A 15,806-nucleotide genomic window follows, 5' to 3' on the forward strand; every position below is an offset into this window, starting at 1 on the left:
CGATGAAGCCCCAGACCAACATTCTCGTCTGGCTTTGCCTCGCAGCTATTCTGGCCTTTCTGTATGCTCCGCTTCTGCCACCACTGCTCTTAGCGATCCAGGATCCAGCCACTGGAAAGGCGACCTTTCAGAACTTCGCGACAATCCATTCTGATCCCACGCTTGTCGGAGCGTTGATAAACTCCATCGTTCTCGCTGCAATTGTCGGGGTGGCTGCCCCGCTGTTGGGGCTAGCCGCAGCCCAAGCCGTTCGAAGCTTCGGAGTACCACGCTTTATTGTCACAGTAATCCTGCTGCCGCTCTTCATTCCTGGCGTCAGCATGGGGGTCTCCACCAGCCTCTTCTTCAATCTCACTGGGATTGATCCCTCCCTTCTGACAATGGCTACGGTCCAGACCCTTTGGGCGCTTCCATTTGCCTTCCTAATTATTCTGACCGTGATGTCAGGCTTCGATACGCTGTACCTAGAGGCCGCCTATACGTGCGGGGCGAATCGCGCGCAGGCATTTTGGGAGATTGAGCTTCCTCAGATTGCCTCGGGAATAAGTGGAGCGGCAACCTTCTCGATCATTCTATCGTTCAACGAAACGGTTCGCACCGCAGTCGTGCAGGGGGGCAATAACACGGTTCAGACTTTCATCTGGTCACGGTATCAGCAGGTCGGTCTCACCCCGAACATGTACGCTCTCATGAGCATCATCATCGCCGTCACGCTATTGCTTATCGTGGTGCTCGTGGCACTGGGACGCAAACGGCAACCCGCAATCTAGTCCAATGGGAAGCAGACCATGCCAGAGATTCTACTGACCGGTTTTCAGCCTTATGGCGGGCGCCAGCTCAATCCCTCCGCTGAAATCGTCCGGGCTCTCGACGGAACCAAGATCGGCGGCTGCTTGGTCCGGGGCATGCTGCTTCCGGTTTCTTTCCAGGCTGCCAAACAGCCGCTGGATGATGCGATTGCGGAACATCATCCGGCCGTAGTGGTCTCCACGGGGCTCTGGCCAGGCGAGCCGGTCATCCGGCTCGAACGGGTTGCGGTCAATCGCGCCAGCTTTGAGATGCCTGACAACGATGGGCAGCGCCCGCTCGACGAGAATGTCGATTCGGAGGGACCTGTCGCCCGAGCCGTAACGCTTCCCGTCGGAACGATTATTCCTGCGCTTCGTGAGAAAGGGATCCCGGCCAGAACATCGGATACCGCCGGCACATTCCTCTGCAACACGACCTTATACCGGGCTCTCGGCGCCTGCGAGCGGATCGGAACTGGCGCGCGCTGCGGGTTCGTCCACCTGCCTTATCTCCCGCAACAGGTCGCCGCACTTCTCGATGATCTCAGCAGTGAGGGGCGCCTTGAGCTTCATCAACGAGCTGATTTGGCGTCAATGTGCTTCGACATGATGCTTGATGCGGTTAGCACTACCCTCGCCCTCTCACTCGACCCGGACTGACTACCCAAGCAGGACGCAATGGCATCTTCTTCTCTTCTCCATGTTCGTGCCGTTTGGAAAAAGTTCGGCGAGCGGATCACAGCTGCAGGAGTCGATCTTCAAATCGGGAATGGTGAGTTCTTCACGATGCTTGGACCAAGTGGATCCGGCAAGTCCACCGTCCTCCGAATGATTGCAGGTCTGGAGCAGCCTGACAGTGGTCGCATCCTGATCAGCGGGCAGGATGTCACGGACCTACCGCCTTGGCGGCGAGAGCTTGGAATGGTGTTCCAGCAATACGCCAACTTCCCCCATATGACGGTAGCCCAGAATATCGGCTACGGCCTTAGGCGCAGGAACCTCGACCGCGATGCGGTACGCAAACGGGTCGCCGAGTTGCTTGAGCTCGTGAGCTTGCCCGGTTTCGAGGGGCGTCCGGTAACGCGCCTCTCAGGAGGTGAGCAGCAGCGTGTCGCTATAGCGCGTGCCCTTGCACCTCGGCCTCGACTGCTCCTGCTCGATGAGCCGCTCTCAGCTCTTGATGAGAAGATCCGCCGTGAGATGCAAGCTCAATTGAAGGACATTCAGAGGGCAACCGGGACAACCTTTGTCTATGTGACCCACGATCAGGAAGAAGCCTTGACGATGAGTGACAGGGTGGCAGTGCTCAACTGGGGCCACCTTGTTCAGATAGACGAACCACATGCACTCTTCCGCCGGCCAAAAACGAAGTTCGTTGCCGGCTTCTTTCGGGGCAGCAATGTTGTTGAGGGACGTTTTGCTGGCCGCAGTGGGACTGACGTTTTTGAATGCTCCTCATTCCGGGCTGTGCTTCCGAACCTATTAGCACAGCCCGCCAATCCGCCTGCAGTTGCAATCCGAGGAGAGGATATCCGCATCAACAGTCAACCCAATCCCGACGACATTACGTTCAATGCTACTCTGGAACGGATGACCTACCGGGGTGTCTATACGGATTATCAGCTGAGACTGGCTGACGGCCAGGTTATTACGGCGTCGACGACATCGGGACAGGAGATCCCGGTCGGGCAAGCCGTCCATGTGGCGGTACGAGCCGAGGCAATCGTCCCCCTCCACGCTGAGCCAACCTAAGCTCCGGCTCAACATGCCTAGTAGTTTACGACCTGGATAGCGGATGGGTGAGGGGATTGGCCTGCCCCTGCTGGGCTACCCGGGTGTGATGTTAATTCAGGGTTCGTTTGAACCGGGGCGAACTAAACGGCGATAGGTATAATCCGGGCCGAGTTGTGTGGAAGATCTCAAGTCAAAGCCCGCCAGACCACAACGAGGTCCAGCGGGCTCTTGTGCTTAAATGGGGCGTGCGGCTGTCGGCTTTGGGTGTTCAAGGAAGAAGCGCATCATCTCACGGCTGGCATTAGGCCCCTTCGGTTCAGTGTACGAGCCAGCCGGACTTCCGCCGGACCAGGCATGACCCGCCCCGTGGAGAACCCAATGCTCAAGCATCGGGTGTCCACTGTCATCGCACGCGACCGTGCAGGTATAGCTTATCCCGCCTGTAGCCTGACCGCGGCTGACCTTTGTCTGGAAATCCGAGCCCGCCTTCGACTGAGCAATGACCTGGTCCCCATTGACAGGGTTTACCGTCGTGTCGCGATCGCCATGAAACACGATGGTCGGCACGAGCTGCTTCGCCCCACCATGATGGGGTGCCCCGCCCTGCCGCATGGCGGCGAACGCCGAGGGCATGTCACGCGCGGCCCCGCACGCCAACCCTGAGTGGACGCCCACGGCCGCATACAGGTCCGGATATGCCGAGCCCATGATCGCCGCGGCTGCCCCACCGGCTGAGAGCCCAGCCACATAGACGCGTCCTGGCTCGACGGAGAAGTCACGCATGATCTGACGGGTGATGCCAGCGATCAGCGAGGGCTCACCCCGATCCCGTTGCTGATCGGCTGCGTTGAACCAGTTCCAGCACTTCGAGACATTGGCGGACTGGACCTGCGCCGGGTAGGCCACAAGAAACGTCTGCTCCTCGGCCAACTCGTTCATCTGGGTGCCGGCTGCAAAATCGTCTGGCGATTGTGTACAGCCGTGCAGCATCACCACGAGCGGCACAGGCTGACCTGTGTAGCCGCTTGGGATGTAAAGCTTGTAAGCTCTGCTTCCCGCCTCGTTGGCAAAGGTTTGTTCTTCGAAGCGCGCTCCCTCTGGCAGCGGGGCCGGTGCACGTATTGGCACGCGTCCGACCAGCCCGTCGAGACCAGGCATCAGGCCAGGTTGGCTCATTCGGTCGAGGAAGACGCGCAGTGCCTCCGGTACCTCTGCCTGGTCCAAGCCTCCGGTGGGACCGTTGAAAGCGTTGGGCGTGGGGTTTGGGAAGGTGAACTTCGGCGGGGTCCATGCCACTCCTCCGGACCGATGGCGGCATCATATCGATGATCCGCGCGGCAGGCCTCCCTAGGCGCTTGCCTGCGTCTTTATCGTTATCGTCCGCAGCGGGTGACGGATGGGCAGATGAAGGCATTCCCTGAAGGAGTGCCATGGCTTCTGCGAGCCGACCTTCACGGGTCAGGCGGGTTGCCTCGAGCATGTTGATGTTTGGATTTGCGTTCATGGTTTCAGTCCTGTTGTTGGACAAAGCGGGGCTATCCCTTCCTCGCGGGAAGGGTTGGGCAGGTTCTACTGTGCGGCGGGTGCTAGCGGATGGTCAGCGAATGCGGTCCTTCAGCGCCTCTTTGACAGCGGGACTGGCGTGCAAGGCGCCAAGGACGTGAAGGGACGCGATCGTCTGCTGCGCCAGCTCAGGCGTGACATCGTTGGCAATGCTGGCGAGACCGAGAACCTGGATGTGCAGCACTTCTTCGGCCGCTTGGGCGGCTTCGAGATCTTGTCGGCTGTAGTGACGCAGGCCGAGGTCGAGCCGGTGTCGTTCGACCGATTTCTTGACGGCATCGTTGTGCCGATCAAGCTGGTTTCGAATGGCTGTCCGGATGAAATCGGTCCGATTGGAGTAGAAGCCCTCCTGCACGAGCAGATCGATATGGCCCAAGTCGACATAGCCAAGGTTGATCGTGATCTTCTCGCTATCCGATGCCTTAGGCCGAAGTTCGTGCAAATTGCTCGCCATGTGGCCATCCCTCAACCATCTGTATGGATGGTAAATAGACGGTGCGGCAGGCGAGTTCAAGACCTGCCGATAATCTTTCGCTGAACCCGATCCGCTTCCTCGCGTCTATATCACTCGTCAGGCTCCTGAGCGGGAGCCGGGCCTGGCGTGAGATCTGATGGGGAGACTGCAATGCCCACCGTTCAGCACATCTACTGCAGCGCCATCATCAGCAAGAAGATGTGTGACGCGCTCACAAGCTACGTCTTCTCGATCAGTGCCGCTAAAGGCGGCGTGGACGAGTTCGTAGTCTATCTGGTGACTGGTGGCGGTAACCCGAGCTCCGGAATGGAGCTCTACAATTTCTTCAAAGCAAGGCCCGAGCGAACGACCATCTACAATATGTCGAGCGTCGACTCGGCGGGTGTGCTGTTCTTCCTTGGTTTCCAGACGCGGTACGGCGTTCCCGCTTCCAGCTTCATGGTGCACCAGACCAAGTTCTCGAAGGCTCCCCTGCCCGAATGGTACAGCTACTCCGATCTGAAGAAGTCCGAATTGGAGCTGCTTGCGGTGGACCAGAAGACCCACCGTGTTATCGCCTCTGAGACAGCCTCGAAGGCTGAGGCGCCTCTCTCGGTTGAAGACGTGGAGACTGCCGCGACCCGCACGACCATCTATTTTGCCGAGGATGCTCTGCGGCACGGCTTTATCGAGGGCATCGTCACGCCGACGATGCCGATCCAGGATGTGTTCTATCTGACGGATCAGTATCTCGCCGGGCTACCGGATTGAACAGCGCTCAGCTTGACCTGCTAAAGAACAACGCGCGGCTGATCGCGAACCTCTTCTCCAAGTTTCTGTGCGGCTCGTTCTACCGCACTGGCGACTGCGTCGGGAGCCAGGTGATGGACCATGTGACCAAGTCCTGGAAGGGCGATGAACTCGCTCTGCGGCAGCTCCCGATGCAGGCGCTCCGATTGACGGCCCACATCCGCAATCTGATCGTCGGCACCTGTGATGATCGTGATCGGCATCCGCAGCTCCCGGTAGTGGTGCTGCAGCTCCATCACTGAGGGTGTCATGAGGGCTGCGTCCTCAGCCGCGGCGCGTAGCTGCGACGGACGCAGCATCATTTCCTTGGGGAACTGCCTCTCAAACCGCTCTGGCACCACCGCTTGTGCAAACATTTGTTTGATCAGGCCCGGCAAGATGGCCCGGGCGACCAGAGGAGAGATGGTGTGGCGCATCGCATCGCCGATCACTGGAACAGCCGGTGGCGAGAACAGGAACATGTCGGCCCGCAGGGTTAGGCAGTAGTAGCCCGAGGCAAGCACAAGGCTGCGAACAAGCGAGGGGGATTCAAGGGCAAGGGCTACCGCGGCCAGGGTGCCCCAGGAGTGGCCCAAGACGACTGCATGCCCGACGCCGAGTTGCCCCAATGCACGCTGGAAGAGCTTCGCATGGGCTCGTGGTGTCCAGAGCTGGCGGGGCCTGCTGCTATAGCCGTACCCAGGTCGGTCGAACACGATCACCCTGTAGCGGGACGCCAGACGATCCACGAGGCCGCTGACGGTAAAGTCCTGGATCATGGTGCCGTTGCCGTGGATCAGCACGACAGGTTCGCCCTCGCCGCGCTCGATATAGTGCACACGCACGCCATCAACATTGAGGAACCGGCCTGTTGGCGGCGTCTTGCGTTCGGCAGCTTCAGCTCTCTGCCAGTTGTACAGAACAGCGGCGCCCAGTGCTGCGGCCGAGCCTGCCAGAACCGGCGCAAGCCAACGCCAGCGACTTGGGTGAGAGGCCTGCCTGGTACGGGACGTCCCGCCCGACTTCGCAGTCGTACGACGGTGACGATGGGTATTGGCCCGCTGTGGCTCGGCAGAATGAAGGGCCGCACCGTCTGGGTCGGGCGGGCTCGTCTCGGCTTTTGTCTCCGTGCGGGACCTGCATGCTCTCCATGTGGGCTGATCGTGGAGAACGCCCAAGAGTCCAGTCGGTTGCTGCAGCGCACTAATGCAAGGCAGAAGCCCTTTCCTAACAAGCTCCCAGACGGCTCACGGCCCTCTTGATCACAGATCGCTTCAGAGCGCCTTATCCAGCGGTCTGCTCCTCGTCTTCGTCAGAAAGGAGATCGTCGAGCATGTCAGCAAGATCCACCACCTGATCGGACGAGGCGCGATAAACCGCAGTGTCGCCGGACTGATCCTCGATCCGGATGCGATACTCTCCATCAACATGTGTGACGGCAATGCGGGCAAGGGTCTTCATGATAGGAAATTGGGCCATGCGTATCTCCGTAGCATAGCGAGAACACCCGTGCACCCGCGAATGATCCACTCTGAGCGAGCGGATGGACAGTGGGTGGCGCTGGCCCAAGGACGAGAGCTCCACCAAGGCTGTTAGCGACTGCGCGTTGCGACGTATACGGTGTTCGTCACCTCGCCATCGTTCCGCAGGTTGTCGAAGGCGATGATGTGGGCCGCGCTGGTGGCAAACACCTCACGAAGGGCCTGTTGAAACTCATCATCAGGAGGATCGTTCGACCACAGGGCAAAGACGCCATCGGGATGAAGGTGCGCCCCAAGACGTGTCAGGCCACCGACTGTGTAGAGTGCTGCATGGCTCGGATGCAGGACGTTCTTCGGTGAGTGGTCGATATCGACCAGGATCGCGTGGTAGCGGCGTCCTGGATGCTCAGCATCGAAGCCCGCCTCTGAAGTGGCCCCGGTAAAAAAGTCGCCAAGAACCAGCCGGCACCGTGGATCGGAGGTTAGCTCGGCTCCGAGCGGCAACAGGCCCTGCTGGTGCCATTCGATCACTTCCGCAATGGCGTCGACCACCAGGAGCGAGCCCACCTGTGCATGCTCCAGCACGGCTCGTGCGGTGTAACCGAGGCCAAGGCCACCGACGATCACATCGAGGGACGTTCCGGGCAGGGCTGCGAGCCCGAGTTGTGCAAGGGCGATCTCGGATGCGGTGAACAGGCTTGACATCAGGAACTCGTCACCGAGCTTGATCTCGTAGATGTCACCTCCACTCAAGAGATCACGCCGGCGCCGAAGGCTGAGTGCTCCCATGGGAGTGGGACGGTAATCAAGCTCCTCAAAGAGGGCACTCATGGTATGCTCCGCATTGGCTGGTCATTGTGGCTCCATCGCAGCATCCGCGATAGCCGAGTTGTCGTGACGTCGACGGCTTCCGCCCTCCAAACCCATTCAGCTCCCTCAAAATTGGGCAGGCCGACGCAACTTATCCGGTGCAGCTCGGCGCCTGAGTGTTTGAGCAATGTCAGCTGGTGGCTGCGCCCAAGATAGAGCCGATAAGTAGTGAAGTGATTTCTTTCACCGCACTACAGAGTTGCAGCCACGAAGTATGGCTGGGAATGATAATTTTTCTGCAGGTGATGGGTAGTTTCAGCTAGTACTTGCTATTGTTCATGCAATTGTCTATAGAATGTTTATCGGATTTTGGCCGGACAATCGGGTCGTTTCGCTTTTGGTTCTGCCAGGCGCACGTTCGGAATTTCTCACCATTACATCGACGAACCGAGTTCAGGCCGCGCATTTGCGAGCCTTTGCTCATGTGCATCTGCAACAATCGCGAAAGGCTACCCCAATGGTTATGGGCACTGTAAAATTCTACAACGACATGAAGGGCTTCGGCTTCATTCAGCCGAACGATGGCAGCAAGGACGTCTTTGTCCATGCGACCGCGCTTGAGCGCGCCGGAATGCGGAACCTTGTTGAAGGCCAAAAGGTCTCCTTCGATACGGCCGAAGACCGCCGCTCCGGCAAGATCGCCGTCAATAACATCGAGAACGCGTGATCGTAATCACTGGCTCAGACCAGAATCTGGGCCGCTAAGCCTCGAAGCCGCTCCCACGTGGGGCGGCTTTTTCGTTTGTACCGGCTAACGACCAGCAGCGGCTACCTGCTCTGCTCGATAACGATTAAGCCCAGGAGGAATGAATGTCCCATAAGTATCAGGTTCATCAGTTGGTCCGCATCACCCATCCGCGTATCTCGGACAAGCGCGCAAGTGCCAGCGGCATCTACGAGGTGACGCGCCTCATGCCGGCGGACCAGACGGGTGAAGTATCGTACCGCATCAAATCGTCCGGCTTCGGCGAGCATGCCGTGCGCGAAAGCGAGATCGCGGCCAAGGCTTCCGTCATTTGACCAGCGGCGACGCATTCTTTCAGGGATCGCAGATCTACGATCCGGTCGCGCTACTCAGGCAGGATGACGAGATCTTGTATGTCGCTCGCGTTGGCAGAAAGGCGTCACGGCAGCTCATGATCCTCACGCCCACGGGCGAGCCCGCTTGGCCGCACGAGCCGCTCGGCAGCCTCTCGGACGTGGGATGGGCGCTTCGGGCACATGCGTGGCACCTCGTGCCGCCCGAGCCTGTCGGCCAGGATGCCCAGCCGGCCAAGACGCTGGCACGACTTCTGGCCGAGAGAGCGTAAGCGACAAAGCAGAGGAAAGCCCGTCATGGTTGATCAACCGACCAATCTCGATACCCATCGCGGCATGGCAGCCCAGAAGGCAACCGACCTTCGCGGTCCGAGGTCGAAGCAGATCAGGAAGCGCTGCGCACGAGACAGGCGGAACTCGAAGGCCTGCTGGCAGCCGCACCTGCCGCCGATTGGCCGGAAGTGGTCGAGAAGGCACGCTATCTGCTCGGCCTCTTGGCGCAGAGTCTGGATGCAAGCGATCTACGCCGCCGCAAGCTGATCGACCGCGTAATGGCCGACTTCGATCATCTGCTCGACAACACGACCCACGACTGAGATGATCTTTCGCACGACCTCAGCGACAACGGAGGCTACCCATGGCCAAAGGCGAACAACGCGGCAACCGCGAGGCAAAGAAGCCTAAGAAGGACAAGCCGAAGGACGCAATCCTGACATCACCCTTCGCGAATCAGGGCAAGGGCAGCACACCTGCGAAACCAACCGGCGGCAAGCGATAGCGTCTTCACGCATCACCTGCTGAAGGAACCCTATTCAACACGCGGAACTTGTTGGGATCAGGTCTCGTCGCGGGCATCGGCTTCATGGGTAGGGGTGCCATCATTAGGCAATCAGGTGCTGTGCAAGGGACTGCCACAGCCGCAAGTCTATGGGCGAGTGGCGCGGTCGGAGCTGCGATAAGGCTCCGAAGCTATGATGTTGCCAACGTGATTGCCCACTTCACCATCTTCGCCTTCCGTGGTCTGTCTCCGATCAAACATCAAAACCAGCGTGGGGATGACATTGGCCCTTCACCGAGTGTTCAATGAGCTGCGTATAGCGGGGCTGATACCACTCACGGATGCACTCATTGTCAACCCGAACGACAAGGTCGAAGTAGCAGAGGCTATTCAGCACGCGTTGCACATGAGCGGGGAGGAGCGGGTCGCGCGCTGGGAGGCAATGTCCAAAGTTCTTTGGAGCTCCGATGTCTCACGGTGGGCGGCGGCATTTATCACGGATCTGGCCGCTAACAAGGCAGGTAGGGCCCGCAGCGGATTGGAGCTCGCTAAGAAAAGAGAATGATGATTGCTAGAGCATCGGCTGTTCTGATTGAATCGGAGGCTATGCGGCGTGACGGCTTTGTGATTCCCTTATCTCGGCCCTCTTTAGAGGAGATGAGCGATGACCAAGTCCTACTCGCTGGATCTGCGGCAACGGGTGGTGCGCTTTGTTGAGGCGGGGCATTCCTGCCATGAGGCCGCGCGCCATTTTGAGGTGTCGGTCGCGTTTGTGGTGCGGCTCATGGCGGCGTATCGGGCCACCGGCAGCCTGGCGCCCAAACCAGAGGGCGGCTGGCGCTACTCCAAGCTCGACCCGCATCGCGAGTTTCTGATCCGTCGCGTCGCCGAGAGGAACGACATCACCATGCCCCAGCTCGCGGCCGAACTGCTGGCCTTGGGCACCAAGATCACGCCGGCGTCCATCGCGCGCTGGTACATCCGCCACGGCTATAGCGTCAAAAAAAACTTTGCGGGCCAGCGAACAAGAACGCTCCGACGTGCGCCAGGCCCGCGAGCATTGGCACACAAAACGCCAGCCGCGCATGCGCCAGGAGCCGCACCGGCTCGTGTTTCTCGATGAGACCGGCACATCCACCAAGATGACGCGCCTGCGCGGCCGCTGCCTCAAAGGGCAGCGTCTGTATGCAAGGGCACCATTCGGCCACTGGCTGACCCAGACCTTTGTCGCCGGGCTGCGCTACTGTGGTCTGACGGCGCCTTGGGTGATCGATGGGCCGATGACCCGTCAGATCTTTGAGACTTATGTGGAGACCCAGCTTGCTCCGACCTTGTCCAAGGGCGACGTGGTGATCCTCGACAACCTGCCGGCGCACAAGAGCGAGACGGCGGCGCAGTGTCTGAAGCAACGCGGCGCCTGGTTCCTGTTCCTGCCTGCTTATTCGCCCGATTTGAACCCAATTGAGCAACTCTTCGCCAAGATCAAAGCACATCTGCGCAAAGCCGAAGCCCGCACCTTTGACGCGCTCTGGCGGGCCATCGGGGACATCTGTGATGGGGTCGAAGCTGAGGAATGCCGCAACTACTTCACTGCCGCAGGTTATGGATTCGTCTGAACAGCCGATGCTCTAGGAGCCGAACAAAGAGCATCGTCGGATCTGTTGCATTCTTTCTTCCCGCCGCGGGGCTATGGCGTGCGCCGCCCACAGCGCTTCGGTGCTGACCTTTACGACACCACCCGCAATAAAACCGCTGAAGATCCGGTGTCTCCCTCAGCCGTGTGTTGACAAATACCGCTGCCCGCCTGGGCTTACGCAGCAAGATATCCAAAGAGCAGATCCTCAGCCTCAGAACGATTGCGACTTTCGCATTACAGCCTCTGCGTTGGGTCCAATGCGGCCTGACGTCTTTGATAGTAATCAATATCGCGCGTAGGTGAGCAGCCTTTCCAGTCGTTCAGCGCCTCTTGCTTCGACCCGCAGTAACACTGCCGCCACGCGGCCCGCTGCGGCACGACGTGTTGTTGTTGCTTTCCTCTACCAGCTTGCGCCAACGGGTCAGACGCTCCGGGTCCAGCGCGCCTGCGGCTGCGGCTCCTTGAACGGCGCAACCGGGTTCATGGGCGTGGGTGCAGTCGCTGAACCGGCAGAGAGGGGCAAGCTCGGTGATTTCAGCGAACAGGGTCTCAATACCAAAAGCCGCATCGCTGACGCGGAGCGTGCGCATTCCGGGCGTGTCGATCACCCATCCGCCGCCGGCTATGGCGTGAAGCGAGCGCGAGGTCGTGGTGTGGCGTCCTTTGGCATCGTGTTCGCGAATGCCCCCGGTTTGCTGGGCCAGCTCCTGCGTCGGGCCTGCCAGTGTGTTCACCAGCGTCGATTTGCCGACACCGGAGGAACCGACCAGCGCCACTGTCTGCCCCACACGGCACCACGGGGCCAAAGCAGCTGCGGCATCCCTGGATCGGGGGTTTAAGATCACGACGGCCAGCCCGCGTTGCAGCGCCATGGCCTGCTGTTCATACGCCCGCGCATCCGCCACGGTGTCAGCCTTGGTCAGCAGGATCACCGGGGTGGTCCCAGCCTCGTTCGCCAGCGCCAGATAGCGTTCCAGCCGGGCGGGGTTGAAATCAGCATTGCATGAGGTGACGATGAACAGCGTATCGACGTTGGCGCCAGCGAGCTGCGGAGTCTTGCTGTCACGGTCAGCACCCGCTCGCCATGCTCATCTCTAACCTCAACCATGATCTCGGGGGCATGACCCTTCGGCAACCGGTCCCGTCCGAGCTCAGCCGCGCTGTTAGCAGCCTCAGCGGCGGCTTCGTCCAGGTTGACGAACTCAAGGCCATCGTCATCGCGGGTGAAGCTGTCGCCTTCCCGCATGTCAAAATAGAAGCGTGGCACTGTTCCCTCCTGATGGGTGTCTACAAACTCATCAGGAGGCTGGTTGTTCGTAGTTCCGTAAACAGCCTTCCGCGAAATTCTCGGCCCTAAAACGCCGAAAGCCCCGGATCTCTCCAGGGCTTAGGCTGTGGGCGGTACCTTACACCCGACTTGCACCGGGTCAGATCCCTCTCTCCACGCAGGCCGTCACCATGCGCCTGTCTTTAGCCGGCGTCAATTCACGCCCGCGCGACTATGGCCAAGGTGGTCAAACCTTTCGGAATTGCGCAGCGGCTTTCCCGTGTGTGCCTGTGACCGACCGAGAGTGCGCATGAAAAAGGGCCGCGCCCAGCCTTGTGAAGATGTTCGCGACCCTTGAACCGTAGTTGCCCCTACGGGTAACAGTCCTATACTTATATTCAACTGGGTGCGCAATAAGCTAAACACCTAATTCTGCGCTGTGTGGCTTCAGAATATCGCACTTAAGTCTAATATAGAACAATGACGGGGCCTGCGATGTATGAGCAAGTCGCTCTCACGGGATTTGTTTGTTTGCCCATTCGGATCCGAAAACTTAAAGTGCGCTCTTCGGAGAGGCGCTTTTTCTTTGTATTTCGAAGATCGGCATTGTCATCGGGTTATTCGGCTGCCGACACACGGGCAAGTTCTTCCCGGATCACCCGAGCCATGTTCAACCCGATCCCGGGAAGTCGTTCGAGCCGATCCGCAGCAGCGGTGAGCTGAACGATGGTCATGATGCCTTCATTGTGCAGACTGTTCCAAGCGACAAGTGGCAGACGAAGGCCTCTGATGGGACCTTCCCAGCGCTCGTTGTACTGGTTCGGCATGGGCTCGACCTCCTGCTCGTCTCTCATCGGCGGAAGCACACAGATCCGTCAGTCACCGATGCTTCGATCAGCCCTGCCAGTAAAGGAGGCAACCGCTTGGGGATCATTCTGTTCAGTCTGCCCTCAGATAGCGTCCCACTCCGTCAAAGGGATTTTACGCGCAATTCGTAGCTCTGTGTCAGGTGCTTGCTGTTGAGCCTTGGGATGGGGTTTCCACGACCAGCGACAGCGTAGCCCGCCAGACGATCTCTCCAGCCGTGTTCTTGACATCGACGGTAAAGTCGCGCCGGTCCCCGACCGGCAATTTGTCCCATATGACGTCGCGGAGAGCTTTCCTGGCCTCGTCCTTGGCCGCGTCAAGATCGTCCAGGTCCACGCCTTGACGGTCGGGGGCAAAGTCCTCGCCGTCATGAATGTCGAAGAAAAAGCGAGGCATGGGCGCTCCGGCGCTTGAGAACAATGGCCGTTAACGCCGTTGGGCTCGCTGCCTGTTCCAAAAGGGACTGTCTCTCAGGCCGCCCATGTTCCCAGAGCGCTGATCACCTGAGCCATCCTGTAGGCTTTCGAGATAATGATCCCTCCGGGGACAGGCTGCATCTGCTCCGCATACCCTGTCACATACAGGACGGGTAGATCGGGGAAGCGCTCGCGAAAGGCCCGAGCCACCGCCCAGCCATTGGCTCCCGGCAGGCGAATGTCGGTCAGCAGCGCATCGACCGTAATCCCAGCTTGCAGGAGTTCCAGAGCCTGCCCGCCGCTGGCCGCCTCGGTGACCTCGAACCCGGCATCTTCCAATCCTGCCACAGCCATCTCACGAACAAAGGGATCGTCTTCGACTACCAGAATTTTCATGCTGCTCCTGCCCGATGGCCTGCATACATGGTCAGCCAGGTCCCCTCATCAACCCTATCCGATTCCATAAGGACACTTCGGCGGAATTTGTGGCTCGTGTACGTGAGCCCGCGTACGATCGGTGCCGTGCCAGACCTACGCCAAGAACCGCTGCTGGAGCTTCTTGGGAAGAACCACAGTCGAAGGCACATCGTCGAGCAGCGCCGAACAGGAATATTGCCTTCCGAACCTAGCCTCGTGGTGCGGGCTTCAAGGCCTCAGGGGAAGCATGCTAGTGGTCGTGCTGGCCTTGGCCGAGCAGGAGGACAAAGCACAGTGTCGTCTGAACAATCGACTCCTCCAGTGTGGGAGCCAAAAAACTTACGCCGCGCCATTGACGCGGCCGGGGTCGCCCTGTGGTCGTGGAACGTCGATACCGACAGGCTCACCATGGACCAGCGCGCGTATGACCTGTGGGGTGTGCTCAGAAGCGAAGAAGGTGTGACCTTTGAGGACCTGTCATCGCATATCCATCCAGCCGATCGTGACAGGGTGAGGGCCGCTTTCGCGGCGACGCGCGGGGTTTTGGGCGCGTATGAGATCGACTTTCGGATCATGGTCGGGGACGAAGTCCGGTGGGTCTCCGCTCGGGGTCAAGGAGACGATGTCGGCATGGTCGACCGGATCATGTTCGGCATCTTCATCGACGTGACCGGTCGCAAGCAGGCCGAGGAAGGCCACGAGTTGCTGGCAGGTGAAATGAGCCACCGGGTCAAGAACCTGTTGGCCATTGCAGCGGGCCTCACCGCGATGACCTCCCGCTCGGCGGCGACGACGGCCGACATGGCACGGGACCTCACGCACCGGCTCACGGCTCTGGGGCGCGCCCACGACCTCGTCCGTCCGCTTCCGGGCCAGGAGGGAACGGCGGCGCTTCTCGGCGACCTGTTTGCTGTCCTGCTCGCACCCTACGATGACATGGGAGCCTTCAGCGGACGCATTCGCGTCTCGGTGCCGAGGATGGGTGTCGGAGAGGCAGCGGCGACGACGCTGGCCCTGGTCACCCACGAGTTGGCGACCAACTCACTCAAGTATGGCGCGCTCTCGGTGGCCAGCGGCACGCTCGATATCTCGTGCACAGCCGATAGTAGCGAAGCGGTCGTTGTTTGGACCGAACGGGGCGGCCCGCCCGTTGTGGCTCCCACAGGACCTGGAGGCTTCGGGAGCAAGCTGGTCAACCGGAGCATGTCCGCTCAGCTCGGCGGCGCGATCGACTGCGACTGGTCTGAGGAAGGCGTGGTCATCACGCTGAGGATGAACAAGGATAGCCTCGCGCGGTGAGTTTCCTGCCTCGTCTGGCACGCTTCAACATCCCAAGACAGCGCCACGCGGGAGAGTGAAATCCAATTCTGGCGAACGAGGACCCAGTAATCCCCAGGAAGGACGACAGAACGGTTCCATACTGGGTGTTCTGCGAATTATGCCTGCCCCAGATCCGGAGGCGGAGACGATAGCTCATGCCGCTCGATCTTCATCGAGGCGGTCACGGTGACGACCCGCTGGTCGTGCTCATTCCGCACCTCGATGACGACATCGCTGAGATCACCCCTTGCCAGCCGGTCTGTGCCAATCTCAGCCGCCGAGCGAGCCGTCCCTCGGATCGCAGCGTCCAGGCTGTCGAACTCGGCACCCTCGTCATCACGCAAAAGGTCCGTTCCATGCCGGATATCGAAATAGTAGCGAGCCACAT

At 59.9% G+C, this 15,806-nt stretch carries 20 protein-coding genes and 4 pseudogenes; 13 read left to right on the forward strand and 11 right to left on the reverse strand.

Annotation, left to right across the window (positions count from 1 at the left end; all coding sequences use genetic code 11):
• Window positions 1-2: 2 nt before the first annotated feature.
• Genes BB934_RS43610 through BB934_RS43620 form a run of 3 tightly spaced genes read left to right on the forward strand, consistent with a single transcriptional unit; the run spans window position 3 to window position 2,540 of the window.
• Entirely contained in the window at window positions 3-770 is a 768-nt protein-coding gene (locus tag BB934_RS43610) for an ABC transporter permease (RefSeq protein WP_099515800.1), read from the forward strand.
• Window positions 771-788: 18 nt separating this feature from the next.
• On the forward strand, window positions 789-1,448 hold the full coding sequence (locus BB934_RS43615; RefSeq protein ID WP_099515801.1) for a pyroglutamyl-peptidase I: 660 nt from the start codon (window positions 789-791) through the stop codon (window positions 1,446-1,448).
• Window positions 1,449-1,466: 18 nt separating this feature from the next.
• Window positions 1,467-2,540 carry an ABC transporter ATP-binding protein gene (locus tag BB934_RS43620; protein WP_099515802.1) on the forward strand — a complete coding sequence of 358 codons (1,074 nt, stop codon included), beginning with the start codon at window positions 1,467-1,469 and terminating at the stop codon, window positions 2,538-2,540.
• A 216-nt stretch (window positions 2,541-2,756) separates the two neighbouring features.
• Here the strand turns inward: BB934_RS43620 and BB934_RS43625 are convergent.
• Both BB934_RS43625 and BB934_RS43630 read right to left on the reverse strand, forming a co-directional pair.
• Window positions 2,757-4,026 (reverse strand): annotated as a pseudogene (locus BB934_RS43625) (extracellular catalytic domain type 1 short-chain-length polyhydroxyalkanoate depolymerase).
• 93 nt (window positions 4,027-4,119) lie between these two features.
• Complete coding sequence (locus BB934_RS43630) at window positions 4,120-4,539, reverse strand: CopG family transcriptional regulator (RefSeq protein ID WP_099515803.1); 420 nt, start codon at window positions 4,537-4,539, stop codon at window positions 4,120-4,122.
• 171 nt (window positions 4,540-4,710) lie between these two features.
• Here BB934_RS43630 and BB934_RS43635 point away from each other — a divergent pair, with 171 nt between their 5' ends.
• On the forward strand, window positions 4,711-5,310 hold the full coding sequence (locus tag BB934_RS43635) for an ATP-dependent Clp protease proteolytic subunit (protein WP_099515804.1): 600 nt from the start codon (window positions 4,711-4,713) through the stop codon (window positions 5,308-5,310).
• Window positions 5,311-5,330: 20 nt separating this feature from the next.
• On the opposite strand, the gene BB934_RS43640 is transcribed toward BB934_RS43635, so the two are convergent.
• The 3 genes from BB934_RS43640 to BB934_RS43650 form a co-directional block, all read right to left on the reverse strand.
• Entirely contained in the window at window positions 5,331-6,284 is a 954-nt protein-coding gene (locus BB934_RS43640; protein ID WP_099516128.1) for an alpha/beta fold hydrolase, read from the reverse strand.
• A gap of 328 nt (window positions 6,285-6,612) precedes the next feature.
• Window positions 6,613-6,807, reverse strand: coding sequence for a hypothetical protein (locus tag BB934_RS43645; RefSeq protein ID WP_099515805.1), 195 nt, complete (start codon window positions 6,805-6,807; stop codon window positions 6,613-6,615).
• A 113-nt stretch (window positions 6,808-6,920) separates the two neighbouring features.
• Window positions 6,921-7,640, reverse strand: coding sequence for a spermine/spermidine synthase domain-containing protein (locus BB934_RS43650; RefSeq protein ID WP_099515806.1), 720 nt, complete (start codon window positions 7,638-7,640; stop codon window positions 6,921-6,923).
• A gap of 496 nt (window positions 7,641-8,136) precedes the next feature.
• On the opposite strand from BB934_RS43650, the gene BB934_RS43655 reads away from it, so the two are divergent.
• From BB934_RS43655 to BB934_RS43685, 8 genes and pseudogenes are all read left to right on the forward strand, one after another.
• A complete protein-coding gene (locus BB934_RS43655; protein ID WP_099515807.1) occupies window positions 8,137-8,346 on the forward strand; it encodes a cold-shock protein in 210 nt (69 codons plus the stop codon).
• A 143-nt stretch (window positions 8,347-8,489) separates the two neighbouring features.
• Window positions 8,490-8,699, forward strand: coding sequence for a hypothetical protein (locus tag BB934_RS43660; protein ID WP_099515808.1), 210 nt, complete (start codon window positions 8,490-8,492; stop codon window positions 8,697-8,699).
• A gap of 116 nt (window positions 8,700-8,815) precedes the next feature.
• Window positions 8,816-8,989 carry a hypothetical protein gene (locus tag BB934_RS48160; protein ID WP_157934693.1) on the forward strand — a complete coding sequence of 58 codons (174 nt, stop codon included), beginning with the start codon at window positions 8,816-8,818 and terminating at the stop codon, window positions 8,987-8,989.
• Window positions 8,990-9,178: 189 nt separating this feature from the next.
• Window positions 9,179-9,313 carry a hypothetical protein gene (locus tag BB934_RS50775; protein ID WP_335645690.1) on the forward strand — a complete coding sequence of 45 codons (135 nt, stop codon included), beginning with the start codon at window positions 9,179-9,181 and terminating at the stop codon, window positions 9,311-9,313.
• A 41-nt stretch (window positions 9,314-9,354) separates the two neighbouring features.
• On the forward strand, window positions 9,355-9,495 hold the full coding sequence (locus tag BB934_RS48665; protein ID WP_173909579.1) for a hypothetical protein: 141 nt from the start codon (window positions 9,355-9,357) through the stop codon (window positions 9,493-9,495).
• Window positions 9,496-9,546: 51 nt separating this feature from the next.
• Window positions 9,547-9,804, forward strand: coding sequence for an MgtC/SapB family protein (locus BB934_RS43675; RefSeq protein WP_257792398.1), 258 nt, complete (start codon window positions 9,547-9,549; stop codon window positions 9,802-9,804).
• The gene (locus tag BB934_RS43680; RefSeq protein WP_099515810.1) at window positions 9,773-10,060 is read left to right on the forward strand and encodes a trehalose-6-phosphate synthase; all 288 of its coding nucleotides are present in this window, start codon (window positions 9,773-9,775) and stop codon (window positions 10,058-10,060) included. The genes BB934_RS43675 and BB934_RS43680 overlap by 32 nt, the downstream gene beginning before the upstream one ends.
• Before the next feature lie 99 nt (window positions 10,061-10,159).
• Window positions 10,160-11,111, forward strand: a pseudogene (locus BB934_RS43685) (IS630 family transposase).
• A 340-nt stretch (window positions 11,112-11,451) separates the two neighbouring features.
• On the opposite strand, the pseudogene rsgA reads toward BB934_RS43685, so the two are convergent.
• The 5 genes and pseudogenes from rsgA to BB934_RS43710 all read right to left on the reverse strand — a co-directional run.
• Window positions 11,452-12,183 (reverse strand): annotated as a pseudogene (gene rsgA / locus BB934_RS43690) (ribosome small subunit-dependent GTPase A); the annotation flags it as partial.
• Between the two features lie 68 nt (window positions 12,184-12,251).
• Window positions 12,252-12,377, reverse strand: a pseudogene (locus BB934_RS51380) (DUF6894 family protein); the annotation flags it as partial.
• A 638-nt stretch (window positions 12,378-13,015) separates the two neighbouring features.
• Complete coding sequence (locus BB934_RS43700; RefSeq protein ID WP_157934695.1) at window positions 13,016-13,225, reverse strand: hypothetical protein; 210 nt, start codon at window positions 13,223-13,225, stop codon at window positions 13,016-13,018.
• A 178-nt stretch (window positions 13,226-13,403) separates the two neighbouring features.
• Window positions 13,404-13,661 (reverse strand): DUF6894 family protein, encoded by a 258-nt coding sequence (locus tag BB934_RS43705; RefSeq protein WP_099515814.1) that lies wholly within the window; start codon window positions 13,659-13,661, stop codon window positions 13,404-13,406.
• A gap of 74 nt (window positions 13,662-13,735) precedes the next feature.
• Window positions 13,736-14,077 (reverse strand): response regulator, encoded by a 342-nt coding sequence (locus tag BB934_RS43710; RefSeq protein WP_099513771.1) that lies wholly within the window; start codon window positions 14,075-14,077, stop codon window positions 13,736-13,738.
• A 315-nt stretch (window positions 14,078-14,392) separates the two neighbouring features.
• Between BB934_RS43710 and BB934_RS43715 the strand changes: the two genes are divergently transcribed.
• Window positions 14,393-15,397, forward strand: a complete 1,005-nt coding sequence (locus tag BB934_RS43715; RefSeq protein WP_237050401.1) for a sensor histidine kinase — start codon at window positions 14,393-14,395, stop codon at window positions 15,395-15,397.
• A gap of 137 nt (window positions 15,398-15,534) precedes the next feature.
• On the opposite strand, the gene BB934_RS43720 is transcribed toward BB934_RS43715, so the two are convergent.
• Complete coding sequence (locus BB934_RS43720) at window positions 15,535-15,804, reverse strand: DUF6894 family protein (protein WP_157934428.1); 270 nt, start codon at window positions 15,802-15,804, stop codon at window positions 15,535-15,537.
• Between the last annotated feature and the right edge of the window lie 2 nt (window positions 15,805-15,806).

The sequence above is a fragment of the Microvirga ossetica genome, from assembly GCF_002741015.1.
GTDB classification, from domain to species: domain Bacteria; phylum Pseudomonadota; class Alphaproteobacteria; order Rhizobiales; family Beijerinckiaceae; genus Microvirga; species Microvirga ossetica.